Source organism: Mycobacterium sp. smrl_JER01 (assembly GCF_048513595.2).
Taxonomy (GTDB): Bacteria; Actinomycetota; Actinomycetes; order Mycobacteriales; family Mycobacteriaceae; genus Mycobacterium.
Map to the genome: position 1 here is coordinate 5,178,976 of NZ_JBLXXK020000001.1, position 17,448 is coordinate 5,196,423.

Annotated in this window: 18 protein-coding genes and 1 pseudogene; 9 read left to right on the plus strand and 10 right to left on the minus strand. The window is 67.9% G+C overall.

Annotated features, from left to right (window positions below; translation table 11 throughout):
- Position 1: 1 nt before the first annotated feature.
- Entirely contained in the window at positions 2 to 286 is a 285-nt protein-coding gene (locus ACNUDN_RS24330; protein ID WP_419124280.1) for a DUF1490 family protein, read from the minus strand.
- A 65-nt stretch (positions 287 to 351) separates the two neighbouring features.
- Between ACNUDN_RS24330 and ACNUDN_RS24335 the strand changes: the two genes are divergently transcribed.
- The 3 genes from ACNUDN_RS24335 (at position 352) to mrf (ending at position 3,427) form a co-directional block, all read left to right on the plus strand.
- Positions 352 to 1,350: a permease gene (locus tag ACNUDN_RS24335; RefSeq protein WP_419124281.1), complete on the plus strand. Its 999-nt coding sequence runs from the start codon at positions 352 to 354 to the stop codon at positions 1,348 to 1,350.
- Entirely contained in the window at positions 1,347 to 2,081 is a 735-nt protein-coding gene (locus ACNUDN_RS24340; RefSeq protein WP_419124282.1) for a TIGR03943 family putative permease subunit, read from the plus strand. The genes ACNUDN_RS24335 and ACNUDN_RS24340 overlap by 4 nt, the downstream gene beginning before the upstream one ends.
- Before the next feature lie 86 nt (positions 2,082 to 2,167).
- Positions 2,168 to 3,427 (plus strand): ribosome hibernation factor-recruiting GTPase MRF, encoded by a 1,260-nt coding sequence (gene mrf / locus ACNUDN_RS24345; RefSeq protein WP_419124283.1) that lies wholly within the window; start codon positions 2,168 to 2,170, stop codon positions 3,425 to 3,427.
- Here mrf and ACNUDN_RS24350 read toward each other — a convergent pair.
- Entirely contained in the window at positions 3,414 to 3,689 is a 276-nt protein-coding gene (locus ACNUDN_RS24350) for a type B 50S ribosomal protein L31 (protein ID WP_419124284.1), read from the minus strand. The genes mrf and ACNUDN_RS24350 overlap by 14 nt on opposite strands.
- 156 nt (positions 3,690 to 3,845) lie before the next feature.
- On the opposite strand from ACNUDN_RS24350, the gene ACNUDN_RS24355 reads away from it, so the two are divergent.
- Together ACNUDN_RS24355 and ACNUDN_RS24360 are read left to right on the plus strand one after the other, a co-directional pair.
- Positions 3,846 to 4,760, plus strand: a complete 915-nt coding sequence (locus ACNUDN_RS24355) for an MBL fold metallo-hydrolase (protein WP_419124285.1) — start codon at positions 3,846 to 3,848, stop codon at positions 4,758 to 4,760.
- Positions 4,751 to 5,992 (plus strand): SLC13 family permease, encoded by a 1,242-nt coding sequence (locus tag ACNUDN_RS24360; RefSeq protein ID WP_419125293.1) that lies wholly within the window; start codon positions 4,751 to 4,753, stop codon positions 5,990 to 5,992. Before ACNUDN_RS24355 ends, ACNUDN_RS24360 begins: the two co-directional genes overlap by 10 nt.
- 4 nt (positions 5,993 to 5,996) lie before the next feature.
- Here the strand turns inward: ACNUDN_RS24360 and rlmB are convergent, their stop codons facing one another.
- The 4 genes and pseudogenes from rlmB to carD form a co-directional block, all read right to left on the minus strand.
- The gene (rlmB, locus tag ACNUDN_RS24365; RefSeq protein WP_419124286.1) at positions 5,997 to 6,938 is read right to left on the minus strand and encodes a 23S rRNA (guanosine(2251)-2'-O)-methyltransferase RlmB; all 942 of its coding nucleotides are present in this window, start codon (positions 6,936 to 6,938) and stop codon (positions 5,997 to 5,999) included.
- Positions 6,939 to 8,342 carry a cysteine--tRNA ligase gene (gene cysS, locus ACNUDN_RS24370; protein WP_419125294.1) on the minus strand — a complete coding sequence of 468 codons (1,404 nt, stop codon included), beginning with the start codon at positions 8,340 to 8,342 and terminating at the stop codon, positions 6,939 to 6,941.
- Positions 8,343 to 8,505: 163 nt separating this feature from the next.
- Positions 8,506 to 8,958 (minus strand): annotated as a pseudogene (gene ispF, locus ACNUDN_RS24375) (2-C-methyl-D-erythritol 2,4-cyclodiphosphate synthase); the annotation flags it as partial.
- Positions 8,959 to 8,994: 36 nt separating this feature from the next.
- Positions 8,995 to 9,483, minus strand: a complete 489-nt coding sequence (gene carD / locus ACNUDN_RS24380) for an RNA polymerase-binding transcription factor CarD (RefSeq protein ID WP_011892341.1) — start codon at positions 9,481 to 9,483, stop codon at positions 8,995 to 8,997.
- Between the two features lie 261 nt (positions 9,484 to 9,744).
- Between carD and ACNUDN_RS24385 the strand changes: the two genes are divergently transcribed.
- From ACNUDN_RS24385 to disA, 3 genes are all read left to right on the plus strand, one after another.
- Complete coding sequence (locus ACNUDN_RS24385) at positions 9,745 to 10,335, plus strand: copper chaperone PCu(A)C domain-containing protein (RefSeq protein WP_419124287.1); 591 nt, start codon at positions 9,745 to 9,747, stop codon at positions 10,333 to 10,335.
- A 63-nt stretch (positions 10,336 to 10,398) separates the two neighbouring features.
- Positions 10,399 to 11,787 carry a DNA repair protein RadA gene (gene radA, locus ACNUDN_RS24390; protein WP_419124288.1) on the plus strand — a complete coding sequence of 463 codons (1,389 nt, stop codon included), beginning with the start codon at positions 10,399 to 10,401 and terminating at the stop codon, positions 11,785 to 11,787.
- A 28-nt stretch (positions 11,788 to 11,815) separates the two neighbouring features.
- On the plus strand, positions 11,816 to 12,937 hold the full coding sequence (disA, locus tag ACNUDN_RS24395; RefSeq protein ID WP_419125295.1) for a DNA integrity scanning diadenylate cyclase DisA: 1,122 nt from the start codon (positions 11,816 to 11,818) through the stop codon (positions 12,935 to 12,937).
- Between the two features lie 37 nt (positions 12,938 to 12,974).
- Here disA and ACNUDN_RS24400 read toward each other — a convergent pair whose 3' ends face one another.
- On the minus strand, positions 12,975 to 13,742 hold the full coding sequence (locus tag ACNUDN_RS24400) for a hypothetical protein (protein ID WP_419124289.1): 768 nt from the start codon (positions 13,740 to 13,742) through the stop codon (positions 12,975 to 12,977).
- 59 nt (positions 13,743 to 13,801) lie between these two features.
- Positions 13,802 to 14,422 (minus strand): carbonic anhydrase, encoded by a 621-nt coding sequence (locus ACNUDN_RS24405; protein ID WP_419124290.1) that lies wholly within the window; start codon positions 14,420 to 14,422, stop codon positions 13,802 to 13,804.
- Between ACNUDN_RS24405 and ACNUDN_RS24410 the strand changes: the two genes are divergently transcribed.
- On the plus strand, positions 14,421 to 15,323 hold the full coding sequence (locus tag ACNUDN_RS24410) for an iron-sulfur binding domain-containing protein (protein ID WP_419124291.1): 903 nt from the start codon (positions 14,421 to 14,423) through the stop codon (positions 15,321 to 15,323). The genes ACNUDN_RS24405 and ACNUDN_RS24410 overlap by 2 nt on opposite strands.
- Here the strand turns inward: ACNUDN_RS24410 and sigJ are convergent, their stop codons facing one another.
- Complete coding sequence (sigJ, locus tag ACNUDN_RS24415; protein WP_419124292.1) at positions 15,324 to 16,226, minus strand: RNA polymerase sigma factor SigJ; 903 nt, start codon at positions 16,224 to 16,226, stop codon at positions 15,324 to 15,326.
- Positions 16,223 to 17,410, minus strand: coding sequence for an NAD(P)/FAD-dependent oxidoreductase (locus ACNUDN_RS24420; RefSeq protein WP_419124293.1), 1,188 nt, complete (start codon positions 17,408 to 17,410; stop codon positions 16,223 to 16,225). Before ACNUDN_RS24420 ends, sigJ begins: the two co-directional genes overlap by 4 nt.
- Between the last annotated feature and the right edge of the window lie 38 nt (positions 17,411 to 17,448).

Sequence of the window (17,448 nt, forward strand, 5' to 3'; positions counted from 1 at the left end):
TTCAGTGGTCGTGATCGTGCGCGATGTCGGCGACCGCGGGCGGCGGACTCTCCTCACCGATGCGTTCGCGCGCCTCGGCGACCACGTCGGCGGCCTTGAGCCGGGCCGACTCGGCGCCCTCCTCGGCCTTGCGGACACCGCGTAACGCCCACGCGGTGGCGGTCACCGACGCTTCCCGGATCGGAGCCTTCGCGATCGCCTTGCGCACTCCTTGATAAGCCGCGACCCCGACTGCACCCGTGACCACGGTCGACGCCGCTTTTGCCAGAAACGCATGTAGGACCATCCGACCACCTTAGCTGGCGAACTCGCCGCCGCCATGTGTCCTCGCGGTGCCACCCCGGTGGCACAATGGCCGCCGTGGCCGTCGGGACACCGTCAACGCGCCGCCGACTCAGCTCGATGCACGTTCTTGTCATCGCCGTGGTCGGACTCGCTCTCATCGGCGGAGCAATGCGCGAATTCGTCGCGGGCACACCCGGTGTCGCCACCGCGGCGACCGTGTTCTGCGGAATCTTCGTTCAGGCCGTGCCCTTTCTGGCACTGGGCGTCGTGATCAGCGGCGCGGTGGCAGCGCTGGTCACCCCGGACCGGTTGGCACGATGGCTGCCCAAGCGGCCGTCGGCGGCCATTCTGACCGCGGGGGTCGGCGGCGTGGCGCTACCGGGGTGTGAATGCGGCTCGGTACCGATCGCGCGCCGATTGTTCGGTGAGGGCACCGTCGGCGCCGCGGCGTTGACGTTCATGCTGGCCGCGCCGGCCATCAATCCGGTCGTCCTGGTGGCCACCGCGGTCGCTTTCCCGGGCGAGCCTGCGATGGTGGTGGCGCGCTGCCTCGCCTCGCTGATCACCGCGCTGATCATGGGTGGGCTGTGGGCACGTTTCGGGCGCCCGAACTGGATCACCCGTCGGGTCCCGCACGAGTATTCGTCCGGCGGATCCCGCTGGACGGCGTTCTCCGAGGCAGCCCGCCACGACTTCCTGCAAGCCAGTTCGTTCCTGGTCGTGGGTGCGGCCGCCGCAGCTGCGCTGCACGTGCTGGTCCCGGACTGGGTGTTCGACCATCTCGCCGGCCAGCTGCTGCTCGGTATCGCGGTGATGGCTCTGCTCGCGGTGATCCTGGCCTTGTGTTCGGAGGCTGACGCGTTCGTGGCAGCCAGCCTCTCGATGCTCCCGCTGCTGCCGCGGCTGGTGTTCCTGGTGGTCGGACCCGCGGTCGACATCAAGCTTTTCGCGATGCAGGCGGGAATGTTCGGCCGCCCCTTCGCCGTCCGGTTCGCCCCGGTGACGTTCCTCGTCGCGACCGTGACCGCGACCGTCGTCGGCCTTGTCGTACTGGGCAATCGATGAACCGGGAAACGGAGAACGCCCTGCTCCTGCTCGTCGGCGTGAGCACCGCGATCATCACCCTCAGCGGTGCCTTCACCCGCTACGTGAAGCCTTCCTTGGAACCGTGGCTGTTGGCCTCGGCAGGCCTGCTCATCGCGCTGGCGGTCATCTCGATCGTCCGCGACGTCCGCCGGGCCGGGGGCCGAGAGACTGAACCCGGCGGCCATCACGGAGCCGGCGGCCACCAGCACCGGTCGGGAATCGTCTGGTTACTCCTGGTGCCGGTGGCATTGTTGGCGTTCGTCGTACCGCCGGCCATCGGTCCGCTGACTGCGCGGCCTTCGGTCACGACGATCTCCAGCGATGTGCTCCGACGGCCGTTTCCGCCGCTGCCGGACGGTCCGGCACCGGAGGTGTCGCTTCCCGACCTGCTCATCCGCATCGCCCAGGACTCGGCGGGAACGCTCGACGATCGGCTGGTCACCGTCACCGGGTTCACCATCAAAGACGGTGACCGTACCGACCTCGGGAGGGTGGTCATACTGTGCTGCGCCGCCGACGCGCAGTTGGCCAGGATCGTCCTCGGCGGAGCGGCGACCGCTGCAGCTGCGCACCTTCCGGACGGCACGTGGGTCCGAGTGGAGGGAAAAGTTCCTGCCGGACAAGGTGATTCGTCGCGCCGGTTCATCCCGCAGCTCGATGTCACCTCCGTCGTCCAGATCGATCCACCGGAGAACACCTACAGCTACTGAGCGCCTCCGGTTTCGCCCGGGCGCCGGGCGGGCGTACGCTGCACCCGAGGTGTTAATGAAAACGATTTTCGTTAGGGTGTGAGGTAGTGAAGCGGACACCGGTGCTCATCGTCGCGGGCCAGGACAAGACGGATCAGATCAGCGAAGCGCTGCTACTCACGCCCGGCACCCTGACCGTCAGCCACCACTTCGACGGACAGGTTGTCGTGCGGTCGGTCTGCATCCGCCGCGGCGACCAGCCGCACACCTCGCAGTGGCCGATCGAGCTGATGAACTGCTGCGTCGACTGCACGATCCGAAACGACCTGCTCATCCTGTTGCGCCGGCTGCACCGTCGTGACGATGTGAGCCGCATCGTCGTGCACCTGCCACCGTGGCTGGAGACAGAGCCGCTGTGCTGGGACATCAACAACGTCGACGTCGTGGTGGGCCCCGGGTACATCGACGGACCCGCCGCTCGGGATGTTCGCATCGAGGCAGTGGTTACCGCGGTGTCCACCGGACAGTGGCTGACCGATGCCCTGAGCGCCGATGTCCTCGACGACGACCGGACCGTCGCCCAGGTGGTGGTGGGCCAGGCCGAGTTCGCCGACGTGCTGGTAATGGCCGCACCCGACAGCACGACCGAGGCAGTGCTGCGCCGGCTCGCACCGCGGGCGCAGATCGTGGTCGGCACCGAGCGAATGGACGCCGCGCTGGCCGCCCTGAAGGCGAACGCACGCCGCGGCCGCGACCACGATCCGCACGCGCCGCTGCTGTCCGGTGAGCCGCCGCTGGTTTCCGAGCATGGGGTACAGCTGGTGGAATTTCACGCAGTCCGGCCTTTTCACCCGCTCCGCCTGCACACAGCGGTCGACGATCTGCTCGAGGGTGTGGTTCGCTTGCGTGGGCGCGCTTGGCTGGCGAGCCAACCTGACACCGTCGTGTGGATCGAGTCGGCAGGCGGTGGCCTGCGCGTCGGCCATGCCGGGGAGTGGCTCGCAGCCCCTGAGGGGGATGCACCCTCCGACCCGGATCCGGAACGCGTGGCAATGGCCAGCCTGCGGTGGGACGAGCGCTTCGGCGACCGTCACGTCGCGCTGACCGCGTTGGTCTGCGGAGCCGACCCCGACGTCATCACCGCCGCGCTGTCGGCCGCACTGCTCACCGACGACGAACTGTCCCGGCCCGAGGATTGGACGCATTGGGACGATCCATTCGGGGAGTGGCATGAGGACCCCTGCGAGATTCTCGGGGCCGAACTGGACGGGGCCGAACTCGACACGCCGGACCTCGACAGGACCGGGGCAGCCGGCGCCGGGGACCGCTCCGACGACGGCGGCCCGACCGGATTCAGTCGGAGCTGACGGCCGACGTGCGCGAGCCGTAACGCCGACGGAACTTCTCGACCTGCCCGGCGGCGTCGACGATACGACGGCTGCCGGTCCAGAACGGGTGCGAGTCCGATGTCACTTCGACGACCACCAGCGGATACTCGCGGACACCGTCCGGTGTTTCCCATTCGACGGTTCGCGAGCTGGTCAGCGTCGACCGGGTGAGGAACTGCTTACCGGTGTTCGCATCCTGGAAGACGACCGGATGGTAATCGGGGTGGATTCCTGGCTTCATGACGAACCTCCATCACACACTAATGAAAACCGTTTCCATTATCGGTGTCGAGCGTACATCGGCTTCTGGGGTGAGTTGTTCGGGGCCCAATCCCGCCCCCTGAAACCGGACTCGGCACCGCCGTCGTCCGGTAGTGCACCGGCATAGGGTGGCCTGATGCGCCTCAAGCTCGGGCGGCCCGATCTGGGGGTCCATTCCGCGTATTTCGACCTGCCGCGGGCGGCAGCGGCGTCGCCGCTGACAGTGACCTGGGCCGGGGTCACCACCCTGTTGGTCGACGACGGCGAGTCGGCCGTGATGACCGACGGTTTCTTCACCCGTCCAAGCCTTCTCACAGTCGCCACCCGACCGCTGACACCGTCACGCACTCAGATCGACGCGGCGCTGTACCGTCTCGGCGTACGAGGACTCGACGCCGTGACCCCGGTCCACACCCATTTCGACCATGCCATGGATTCGGCCGTGGTGGCCGGGCTCACCGGAGCCAGGCTGATCGGCGGCACCTCGGCAGCCCAGATCGGCCGCGGCCACGGGCTCCAGCGGGTCGAGGTGGTCGACTCGGGGCAGACGGTCACCGCAGGCAACTACGACATCACCCTGATCGAGGGCACCCACTGCCCACCGGACCGATTCCCCGGGACCATCACGGCGCCGGTCATTCCCCCGGTCCGCGCGTCGGCCTACCGATGTGGGGAGGCGTGGACGACGCTGGTACACCACCGCCCGACCGGTGCCACCCTGCTGGTGGCGGGCAGCGCCGGCTTCGCGCCCGGTGCACTGGACGGCCGCCGTGCCGATGTCGTCTACCTCGGTGTCGGACAACTGGGGCTGCAGCCGCAGAGCTACCTGTGCGACTACTGGGCGCACACGGTCCGGGCCGTCGGTGCGCGCCAAGTGATCCTCATCCACTGGGATGACTTCTTCCGACCACTGCACAAGCCCTTGCGCGCCTTGCCGTTCGCCGCCGACGACCTCGACTTCTCCATGCACGTGCTGTCCCGGCTGGCCGCCGAGGACGGTGTCGGATTGCACCTACCGACCCTGTGGCAGCCGGCGGCCCCGTGGAGCTGAGCCTGTCCATCGCGGCGCTCACCGCGGTGCTGGGATTTGCGTTGCTGCGTCCACACCGCTGGCCCGAGGCCGTCGTCGCGGTACCGGCCGCAGGACTGGTCATCGCGGTCGGCGCCATCTCGTGGGACGACGCCGCCGCAGAGGTCGGCCGCCTGGCACCGGTGGTGGGCTTCCTCGCCGCCGTGCTGGTGCTGGCGCGGCTGTGTGCCGACGTCGGCCTGTTCGACGCTGCGGGCACGTTGATGGCACGCGCCACCTCCGGCGGTCAGACTCGTTTGCTGGCAACGGTTTTCGCCATCGCCGCCGCTGTCACCGCGATCCTGAGCCTGGATGCCACCGTGGTGTTGTTGACACCGGTCGTGCTGGCCACCTCACGCATGCTGGCCGTACCGGCCCGACCTCATGCCTATGCCACCGCACATCTGGCCAACAGCGCATCACTGCTGCTGCCGGTGTCGAACCTGACCAACCTGCTGGCCTTCAGCGCGGCCGGACTGTCCTTTCTGCACTTCGCCGCTGCGATGTCGCTACCCTGGGTGGCTGCCATCGTCGTCGAATTCGTGCTGCTACGTTGGATTTTCGCCAAGGACCTCGCCGTGGTCCCCCAGCGCAGTGCACCCACCGAACCTGTCGAAGTGCCGTTGTTCGCACTGGTGGTCGTGGGTCTGACGCTGCTGGGTTTCGCAGGAACGTCGCTGCTGGGATTCTCGCCGGCGTGGGCGGCGCTGGCCGGGGCGATCGTCCTGGGAGCGCGCGCGCTGGCCACCCACCGCACCACCGCGGCCACAATCGTCAAAGCGGTCGACATCCCGTTCCTGGCGTTCGTGCTGTGTTTGGGCGTCGTCGTCGATGCGGTCATGCGCAACGGTCTCGAAACAGCAATGCGCCACGTGATTCCCGGCGGCCACGGTCTGACGACCCTGCTCGGACTGGCCGCGGTGGCCGCAGTGCTGTCCAACCTCGTCAACAACCTGCCTGCGGTGCTGGTACTGCTTCCCCTCGTGACCCCCGCCGGACCCGCCGCTGTGCTGGCGGTACTCATCGGGGTCAACATCGGCCCCAACATGACCTACGTCGGATCGTTGGCCAACCTGTTGTGGCGCAGCGTGGTACGACGGGACATGAAAGCAGGATTCGCCGAATTCAGCCGCATCGGCCTGTGCACCACCCCGCTGACGCTGATCGCGGCGGTGCTCGGCCTCTGGGCGTGGATCGAGCTTTTCGGGCTCTGAACGACTAGCCGCGACGCTGCCTGGCGATCTCGGCCAGGACCACACCCGCGGCGACCGACGCGTTGAGCGACTCGGTGGGCCCGGCCATCGGAATAGAGACGATCGTGTCGCAGTTTTCCCGCACCAGCCGGGACAACCCCTTACCCTCCGAGCCGACCACCACCACGATCGGACCGTCGGCCTGGAGCTGGTCGATCGTGGTGTCACCGCCGGCATCGAGCCCGACGACCTGAAGACCGGCATCGGCCCACTGCTTGAGTGCGCGGTTCAGGTTGGTCGCCCGTGCCACCGGCAGCCGGGCGGCGGCGCCGGCGCTGGTCCGCCACGCCACCGCGGTCACCGATGCCGAACGGCGCTGCGGGATCAGCACCCCGTGACCGCCGAACGCGGCCACCGAACGCACGATGGCGCCCAGGTTTCGCGGATCGGAGATGTTGTCCAATGCGACCATCAGCGCAGGCGCTGCATCGGCTTTCGCCTGCGCGAGCAGGTCGTCGGGGTGGGCATAATCGTAGGGCGGCACTTGAAGTGCCAGCCCCTGGTGCAGCCCGTTGGCCGCGATCCGGTCCAGGTCGTGGCGGGGCACCTCCAGGATCGAGATACCTTTGTCCGCGGCGATCTGCACGGACTCGGTGAGGCGCTCGTCGGAGTCCGCCCCCAGTGCCACATACAACGCCGTGGCCGGCACCCCGGCACGCAGACACTCCAGAACCGGATTGCGGCCCAGCACGATCTCGGTGTCGTCGGTCTTCTTGTGCCGCCCCTGGGCCTGCCGCGCCGCCTTGGCGGCCCGCTTACCCGCTGGGTGATGCGGCCGCTGGTGCGCCGGCGGTGTCGCGCCCTTGCCTTCCAGCCCCCGGCGGCGATTGCCGCCGGACCCGACCGTCGGGCCCTTCTTGGTTCCGGCCTTGCGCACCGCGCCGCGGCGCTGGGAGTTACCCGCCATCTACTTGTCCATTCCGTCCAGCAGGGACCACTGGGGACCGTCGGCGGTGTCGGTCACCTCGATACCCGCCTCCTTGAGGCGGTCGCGAATGGCATCGGCTTCAGCCCAGTCGCGGCGGGCCCTGGCCTCCCCACGGCGCCGCACCTCCGCCTGCACCAGCACGTCCACGGCCGCCAAGGCCGCGGACGTCTCGTCCCGGGATTCCCAGCGCTCGTCGAGTGGGTCGGCGCCCAAGATGCCCATCATCGCGCGGACCGACATGGCGTGTGCCAGCGCGCCGTCGTGATCACCGGCGTCCAATGCCCGGTTACCTTCGGCGCGCGCGGCATGCACCTCGGCCAGCGCGGCAGGCACGGCCAGGTCGTCATCGAGTGCGGCGCCGAACTTCGGGGTCCACTCCCCCGGAACCACCGCACCGACCCGGCTGCGCACCCGATGCAGGAAATCCTCGATACCGGTGTATGCCTTCGCCGCGTCCTGAAGCGCCGTCTCGGAGAACTCCAGCATCGATCGGTAGTGCGCACTACCCAGGTAGTAGCGCAGCTCGGCAGCCCGAACACGTTGCAGCACAGCGGGAATGGCGAGCACATTGCCCAGCGATTTGCTCATCTTCTCGCCACCCATGGTGACCCAGCCGTTGTGCAGCCAGAACCGGGCAAACCCGTCGCCGGCGGCCTCGGCCTGGGCGATCTCGTTCTCGTGATGCGGGAACACCAGATCCATACCGCCGGCGTGGATGTCGAACTCGGCCCCCAGATAAGACTCACACATCGCCACGCATTCGGTGTGCCAGCCCGGGCGGCCCCGGCCCCACGGGGTGGGCCAGGACGGCTCGCCCGGCTTGGCGCCCTTCCACAGCGTGAAATCACGCTGGTCACGTTTGCCGGTCGCGACACCCTCCCCCTGGTGGACGTCGTCGATGCGGTGGCCGGACAGCTTGCCGTAGTCCGACAAGGTCGAGACGTCGAAATACACGTCGCCGTTGCCAACCTGATCGGCACGGTAGGCATGGCCTCGCTCGATGAGCCGCTCGATCAACTCGACCATTTGGGTGATGTGCCCGGTGGCCCGCGGTTCGGCCGACGGCGGCAACACGCCCAGGGCGTCGTAGGCGGCCGTGAACGCACGTTCGTAGGTAGCCGCCCACTCCCACCACGGGCGGCCCGCATCGGCCGCCTTGTTCAGGATTTTGTCGTCGATGTCGGTGACGTTGCGGATGAACGCCACGTCGAAGCCCTTGGCTGTCAGCCAGCGACGCAACACGTCAAAAGCCACACCGCTGCGGACATGCCCGATATGCGGCAGACCCTGCACCGTGGCGCCGCACAGGTAGATGGAGACGTGACCGGGCCGCAGCGGCACGAAATCGCGCACACCGCCAGACAAGGTGTCATAGAGCCGCATGACAGCTGCGGGGCTTTCGGTCACGACGGGCCAGCTTACCGGCCGGTTAACGCTTTGCCCTCATCGCCGGCTCCTCGCGCACGCGCTCGTCGGTCCCAGCCGGCTCCTCGCGCAAGCGCTCGTCGGTGCCAGCCGGCTCCTCGCGCAAGCGCTCGTCGGTGAAAACCAGGGCCGTCGCGACCGCCGCCAGGCCCTCGCCCCGCCCGGTCAATCCGAGACCATCGGTGGTCGTCGCCGACACCGAGACCGGAGCACCCAGAATCTCGGACAATGCCCGCTGCGCCTCCGCGCGTCGCGGACCCACCTTGGGGCGGTTACCGACGACCTGCACGGCGGCGTTGCCGACGCGCAGGCCAGCGACGGACAACAGGGAACGGACGTGCCGAAGCATGTCGGCTCCGCTTACACCCTGCCATTGCGGCAGACCGGTGCCGAAAACCTCACCGATGTCGCCCATACCGGCCGCCGACAATAGTGCGTCACACAGCGCATGTGCCGCGACGTCGCCGTCGGAGTGACCGGCACACCCGTCTGCATCTTCGAACAGCAGGCACAGCAACCAGCATGGACGACCGGTTTCGATGGGATGGACGTCGGTACCCAGACCGACGCGGATATCCGGCGGTGTCACAGCCGCATCCACCGGGAGCGGCTAGGACGCTGCAGCGAGAACTTCGTCGAGAATCGTCGACGCCTTGGCGTCATCGGTGTTCTCGGCGAGCGCGAGCTCGCCCACCAAAATCTGCCGAGCCTTGGCCAACATGCGCTTTTCGCCCGCGGACAGCCCACGTTCCTGGTCCCGGCGCCACAGATCACGAACAACCTCGGCGACCTTGTTCACGTCACCGGAAGCGAGCTTCTCGAGATTGGCCTTGTACCGCCGCGACCAGTTGGTCGGCTCCTCGGTATGCGGGGCGCGCAGCACCTGGAAGACCTTGTCGAGGCCCTCCTGTCCGACGACATCGCGCACGCCCACATACTCGGCATTGTCTGCGGGTACTCGAACGGTGAGATCGCCCTGGGCGACCTTCAAGACGAGGTACTCCTTCTGCTCGCCTTTGATGGTCCGGGTTTCGATCGCCTCGATCAACGCAGCACCGTGGTGTGGATAGACAACGGTGTCTCCGACCTTAAAAATCATCAGTTTCGAGCCCCTTTCACCCCTCGATGTTAACACGCGCCGCTACCGGGTGCGGATCAACGATGCAGGTCAGGGGCACAGACGGTGAACACTAGGGGTTGACACACCGGCCAATCCGTGCATCGCGAGGGCTCCGGGAAAGCCCCACCGGGATCGGTCCCGACCTCGGCTACCGCACCAAAACAACACCTACTACTGTGCATAGTCGAACGACGGTGCGCGGTGGGGAAGCCCCCTCGCCGGCTGAGCAGGAGGCCACCAGTGAATCCCTTCAATCGGCGCTCTTCTGTCGTCACAGCGCTGGCGACCTGTGGCGCGGCCATGGCCGTCGTGGTGAGCGGCTGCAGCGCCGGTCAGGTCTCCCAGACCGCGACGCAGGAGGCCGCCATCAACGGCACCGCCGGCAACGTCGGCGACATCGCTTTGCGCAATATTCACCTTCGCGCCAGCCAGACCACCGACTACGTGCAGCCCGGAACCGAGGTCGACCTCATTTTCGTCGCGGTGAACAACTCGGCAGACCGGCCCGACCGAATCGTGTCGATCACCTCTGACATCGGCGAGGTGACGATGACCGGCGCCAGCGATATCCCGGTGAACGGCTCGCTGATGTTCGGGACCCCGGACGGCCAGATCCAGGCGCTGCAGGAAGTCGAGCCGGTGGATGCCGCAGAAGCCACGGTGGCGCTCAGCGAGCCCATCACCAACGGACTCACCTACGATTTCACCTTCGCCTTCCAGAACGGCGGAGAGACGACCGTCGCGGTACCGGTCTCCGCCGGCGAAGAACCGCGCCGCGACTGGCCTCTCGGAGACGGTTCGGGCGGACATTCCTCGGGCGGAGGCCACTGACCGACCGCGACACGGCCGCCGCGCCGTCGGCGTGATGTCGGTCTAGGCGGTTACCGTCAGCGCGTGGCCCGGACAACTTCGAAAATACGTTCGCAATACCGTTGTTCTGAGTGTCATCACGTCACACCCAAATGGGTGGGTCGCTGCCCTGACTGCGGCACCTGGGGAACCGTCGACGAAGTCGCGCTGACCGCGATCGGCGGTGCGGGGACCCGCCGCGCCGTGGCCCCGGCCTCGCCCGCCGTACCGATCAGCTCCATCGATCCGGGTAACACCCGGCATTTCCACACCGGCGTGAGCGAGTTGGATCGCGTCCTCGGCGGTGGCCTGGTGCCCGGTTCGGTGACCCTGTTGGCCGGTGATCCCGGGGTCGGGAAGTCGACCCTGCTGCTGGAGGTCGCGCACCGCTGGGCGACGACCGGCCGCCGCGCGCTCTACCTGTCCGGCGAGGAGTCGGCGGGTCAGATCCGGCTGCGGGCGGAGCGGACCGCGTGCGCGCACGACGAGGTGTATCTCGCCGCCGAATCCGACCTGCAGACCGCGCTCGGACATATCGAGGCGGTACAGCCCAGCCTCGTCGTCGTCGACTCGGTGCAGACCATGTCGACAACCGAGGCTGACGGAGTAACCGGTGGTGTCACCCAGGTCCGAGCCGTCACCACGGCTCTCACCATGACCGCCAAGACCACCGGCGTCGCGATGCTGCTGGTCGGACATGTCACCAAGGACGGGGCGATCGCCGGACCGAGGTCGCTGGAACACCTCGTCGACGTGGTGTTGCATTTCGAGGGCGACCGGGCGTCATCGCTGCGGATGGTGCGCGGCATCAAGAACCGGTTCGGTGCCGCCGACGAGGTGGGCTGCTTCCTGCTGCACGAAAACGGGATCGAGTGTGTCTCGGACCCCTCCGGACTGTTCCTCGATCAGCGGCCCAAGCCGGTATCGGGCACTGCGGTCACTGTCACGCTGGACGGCAAGCGCCCGATGATCGGTGAGGTGCAGGCGTTGATCGGCTCACCGGCCAGCGGCAGTCCGCGTCGTGCGGTCAGCGGGATCGACTCCTCGCGCGCAGCGATGATCACCGCGGTGCTGGAGAAGCGGGCCAGACTGCCGGTCGGCACCAACGACATCTACCTGTCGACGGTGGGCGGTATGCGACTGACCGATTCGTCGTCCGATCTGGCCGTCGCGTTGGCGATCGCGTCGGCCTACACCGACCTGGCACTACCTACCACCGCGATCGCCATCGGCGAGGTCGGACTCGCGGGTGACCTGCGTCGGGTGACGGGTATGGAGCGCCGCCTGGCCGAGGCGGCACGACTCGGGTTCACCTGCGCCGTGGTACCGGCAGGAGTGACGTCGGCGCCGCCCGGCCTGCGCGCGGTCCCCGCCGACAACATCACCTCGGCATTGCAGGTGCTGCGGCGAATCAGCCAGAATGGCGCGAACTGAGGCAACTCCGGGCAGACCGCGGGAAGAGGTGGCCGTGAAGTCGTCGACCGGACGGACTGTACGCACGATCGTGCCGTTGGCGCGCCCGACGTTGCGGGAAACAATCGCCCGGCTGGCGCCGGGGACGCCGCTGCGCGACGGCCTGGAGCGCATTCTGCGGGGCCGCACCGGCGCCCTGATAGTCATCGGCTACGACGACAGCGTGGAGGCCATCTGCGACGGCGGTTTCTCCCTCGACGTGCGCTATGCGCCCACCCGCCTGCGTGAGCTGTCGAAGATGGACGGAGCGGTGGTGCTCTCCAGCGACGGCAGCCGAATCCTGCGTGCCAACGTCCAGCTGGTGCCCGATCCGTCCATCCCGACCGAGGAATCCGGGACCCGGCATCGGTCGGCAGAGCGAACCGCGATCCAGACCGGTTATCCGGTGATCTCGGTGAGCCATTCGATGAGCATCGTCACGGTGTATGTGGCCGGTGAACGGCACGTGGTGCCCGAATCGGCGACCATCCTGTCGCGGGCCAACCAGACCATCGACACCCTGGAGCGCTACAAGACCCGCCTCGACGAGGTCAGCAGACAGCTCTCGACCGCCGAGATCGAGGACTTCGTGACGTTGCGGGACGTGATGACCGTGGTCCAGCGCCTCGAGATGGTGCGCCGCATCAGCTTGGAGATCGACTCCGACGTCGTCGAACTGGGCACCGACGGGCGTCAGCTCAAGCTGCAACTCGACGAGCTCGTCGGCGACAACGACACCGACCGTGAGCTGATCGTGCGCGACTACCACGCCAACCCCGACCCGCCGACCTCGGCTCAGGTGACTGCGACGCTGGAGGAACTCGACGGGTTGTCCGACAACGAACTTCTCGATTTCACCACGCTGGCAAGGGTTTTCGGCTACCCGTCGACAGCCGAGGCGCAGGACTCGGCGATGAGTTCGCGCGGTTACCGCGCGATGGCCGGCATCCCCCGGCTGCAGTTCGCCCACGTCGATCTGCTGGTTCGCAACTTCGGTTCGCTGCAGGGCCTGCTCGCTGCAAGCGCCAGCGACCTGCAGTCGGTGGACGGGATCGGCTCGATGTGGGCACGCCACATCAGGGAAGGCCTGTCCCAGCTGGCCGAGTCCACGATCGCCGACCGGCTCGCCTAGTTGTGGTCGGCTCTGCCGACCCACCAACTCAGTCGGCTCAGCCGACCGGCCCAGGGGCCGGCAGATGCGGTGCGCCGTCAACGGGCGGCGGTATGGCGTCAGCGGACGGGGCGAGGATGAACGGCACCGTCGCCGATCTCAGATTCCCGAGCTGGACCACCAGGTTGTAGGTTCCCGGACCGATCGGCTGACGTGGCAGCGGGCAGTTGGGCGCCGAACCCATCCCGGTCCAGGTGACCTCGGTGGTCACCTGCTCGCCTGGCTGGAAGGTCTTGATCAGCGTCTCGTTCGACGGCGCACAGTCGAGGTTGGACCAGAGCCGCTCGTTGTCCAGCGAATACACATACGCTGCCAGTACCGCCGCGCCCACGTCACGCTGGCAGGCGACAAGGCCGATGTTGGTGACCACCATGGTGAACTTCGGCTGATCCCCGACGATGAACTGCGGCTGGTTCGTGATGCCCTTGACCGCCAGTGTGGAATCCGGGCAGTCGTCGCCCTCCTGGAGGATGCGCGGCGGCACGACCGCGGCGGTCGGCGTCGGGGTGGGTGGCGGAGCCTGCTGCGCCGGCGGCTGGATCGGCGACTTTACCTCCGGGTTCTCCCCGGGCAACGGCGGCGGCGCCGCTTCAGCCGCCGGCGACTCGTTGGCGGTCGGCTGCTCGTTGCTCGTGCTGTTCATGGCGACGACGGCGACCACCGCCGCGATGATGCCGATGACCAGCACGGCGATACCGAGGGCGAGCGCCCGGCGACGCCAGTAAATCTGCCTGGGCAGCGGCCCATGTGGTTCTAGATCCAGCACATCATCACGGTAAGCCCAGGTCACGCCGCCTCGTCCGACGTTGCCCGGCGTGTCGCGTCTCAGGCCTCGCCGATGTCACCGATATGGTCGCGCAACACCACCTGGCCGTCGGCGAGTTGGTAGGTCAGCCCCACGATGGCCAGCCGACCGTCACGTACCGCATCGGCGATCGCGGTGGACCGGTTCCGCAGCTGCTGGCCGGTCTCGACGACGTGGCGCGCCTCGAACTCGTCCACCCGCGTCAATCCGTCGCGGCGGCCCACCAGGATCGAGGGCGTCACCCTTTCCACCACGTCCCGGACGTATCCACCCGGCACCACACCGTCGTCGAGCGCCGCCAGCGTTGCACCGACGGCTCCGCAGCTGTCGTGCCCGAGCACAACGATCAACGGGACGTTGAGCACGGTCACGGCGTATTCGATCGATCCCAGGACCGCGGCGTCGATGACGTGGCCGGCGGTGCGGACCACGAACATGTCGCCCAGGCCCTGGTCGAAGATGATCTCGGCGGCCACCCGGCTGTCCGCGCAGCCGAACACCACGGCCGTCGGTTTCTGGGCGGCTGCGAGCTTGGCCCGGTACTCGATGCTCTGGCTGGGATGCTCGGGCTTGCCGGCGACAAAGCGCTCGTTACCCTCCTTGAGTGCTTTCCAGGCGGTCAACGGATTCGTGTTCGGCATGGCGGACATTCTGCCTGAGCCTATGGCGATGATCGATCCGGAGGAGCTGATCGACTGGTATACCCGCGCCCAGCGCGACCTGCCTTGGCGGCGTCCGGGCGTCTCGGCGTGGCAGATCCTGGTCAGCGAGTTCATGCTGCAGCAGACACCGGTGGCACGGGTGGAACCGATCTGGTCGGCGTGGGTCGCGCGGTGGCCGACCCCGTCGGCCACCGCGGCCGCCGGCGCGGCCGAGGTGCTGCGCGCGTGGGGCAAGCTCGGCTATCCGCGGCGCGCGAAGCGCCTGCACGAATGCGCCACCGTGATCGCCAACGAACACGACGACGTCGTGCCCGACGACGTCGAGACGCTGCTGGCGCTGCCGGGGATCGGTACCTACACTGCCCGCGCGGTCGCGTGCTTTGCCTACGGTCGGCGGGTCCCGGTAGTGGACACCAACGTGCGCCGGGTGGTGGCGCGCGCGGCGCACGGGCTTGCCGACGCCGGGTCTCCGTCCACGCGTGACCTCGGCGATGTGGATGCGATGCTGCCCCACGACGACAGCGCCCCGCGGTTCTCGGTGGCCCTGATGGAATTCGGCGCGACGGTGTGCACGGCGCGGTCACCGAAATGCGGGATGTGCCCGTTGCGACGGTGCGCATGGCGGTCGCGCGGTTTCCCACCGGGCACCGGACCGGTCCGGCGCGCGCAGAAGTATGCGGGCACCGACCGTCAGGTGCGGGGCCGATTGCTGGATGTGTTGCGGGGCAGCGACATTCCGGTGACCCGAGAGCAACTCGATCTGGCGTGGACGACCGACACCGCCCAGCGCGACCGCGCCCTGGACTCGCTGCTGGTCGACGGGCTGGTCGAGCAGACCGCCGACGGCCGGTTCGCGCTGTGCGGGGAGACGGGCGCCTGACTACCTGGTGATCTTCCTCGGAATGGTGACGCCCGTCAGTTTGTCCGGGTTCCGCATCGCGTAGAGATTGGCGATCTTGTCCTCAACGACCTCGAACAACACGACTCCTTCGATGTGGTCGTCGGTGTAGACGACGATCGCGGGCGCGCTGTTGTACACAGCTCTTTCGAAACGCATCTGCGGCGTGTTCCTGGCCACCTGGAACGCACGTGCCATGATCGCCGCCACCCTGCGCGCCCCGACCACGGGTCTGCGGACGGCGGTGGCCTTTCCGCCGTGGTCCACGATCCACGTGGCCCCGGGCGCCAGCATTGACACCAGGTCCTCCATGTCGCCGGTGGCGGCCGCGGTCAGGAACTTCTCGGTAATCTGCGCAGTCCTGCGCGAGTCCACGGGACCGAATCGCTTGCGCCGCGCGTGAACGTGTTCCCTCGCCCGGTGCGCGGTCTGGCGTACCGCAGCCACCGATCCACCGACTGCTCCCGCGATCTCGACGTAGTCGAAGCCGAACACCTCACGCAGCACGAACACTGCCCGCTCGTCGGGTGTGAGCGTCTCCAGCAGAACCAGCATCGCCATCGAAACCGACTCAGCCAGCACGACGTCGGCGGACGCGTCACGCTCCTGGAACAGCAAAGGCTCCGGCAGCCATGGCCCGACGTACTCCTCCCGCCGACGCGACCTAGTACGCAGGGCGTTGAGAGCCTCGCGGGTGACCAGCTGCCCCAGATATGACTTCGTGTCGCGCACGGTGGAGAGATCCACATCGGACCACCGCAAAAAGCTGTCCTGCAGCACGTCTTCGGATTCGGTTGCACTACCTAGGATCTCGTAGGCGATTGTGAACAGCAGAGGCCGCAGGACGGTGAACCGGTCGGCATGTTCCTCCGTTGCGGTGCTCATGGTTGCGCGAACGTCCTAGAGCGCACCGTGGGCCGCCCCGGACGTGGGCCACCCTTGAACCAGATCGCTGAACCCGGCTTGCGGGCCCCGCGGCGCAGGCCCCACAGCGTGCCCTTGCAGATCCCCTCCTTCAGCGCGGCGCCCACGCGTCCACCGATGTAGACCGGCACCGGCGCGTCGTCCTTGCGGGCGAACTGAAGGATCCCGGAGCTTCTGCCCAGGCTGATGCAGGATCCCGCGAATGCGTATTCGATGTCCGCCGGTCTCTGCCCGGCGATGCTGCTCAGCACGGTGTTGGCCGCCTGCGGGGCGAGCTGCGAGGCCGATGCGCAGCACATCCGCAGCGGCTCGCCCGAGGGTGCCGCACAGTCGCCGGCAGCCACCACTCGAGGGTCGTCGACGCTGGTCAGCGTTTCATCGGTGAGCAGCCGGCCGATCTCGTCGGTGGCCAGCCCGCTGACGGATGCCAAGTCCGGCACACCGAACCCGGTGGCCCAGATGGTCAGGGCGCTCGGGCGCACCGCCCCGTCGGCGAAGACCACAGCCCCGGCGCGGACCTCGGCGACCGTGTCTTGCTCGAGTACAGCGACTCCGCGGCGCCGCAGCCATCTCGCTGCCGATCTCCGGCCCGCTTCCGAAAAGGCCGGGAGCAGCCCGCCGCCGCAGACCAAGGTCACGTTGCGGCCCCGCTCGGCGAGTTCGGCAGCGGTTTCGGTACCGGTGAGTCCGGCTCCGACCACGGTCACCGGCGCTGCGGGATGCAGGTTGTCGAGCTCGGCTCGCAACCGGTCGGCCTGTTCGAGTTCGGCCACCGGGTAGGCGAATTCGGTCGCGCCGGAAACCGTCTCCGGTAGCGCGCCGGTGCTGCCGACGGCATAGATGACGTAGTCGTACTCCAGCTGCGCGCCCGACGCGAGCCGCACCTTACGGCCGGCGGTGTCGATACGCGAAGCGGTGTCGACGACGAGCCGGACGCCCTCGCCGAGCAGCGTCCCGTAGTCGACGGTCGCGTCGCGCCCTGCAGCTGCCAGCTGATGCAGCCGGATACGTTCGACGAACTTCGGACGCGGGTTGACCAGCGTGATGTCGACGTCGGAGCACAGCCGGAGGTGGTTGGCCGCCAGCGTTCCGGCGTAACCGCCGCCGATGACGACGACCTTGGTGGGTGCGTGGTGAACAGTCATGCCCTCTAGACACCGCCCGGCACGGTCGCGTGACGAAT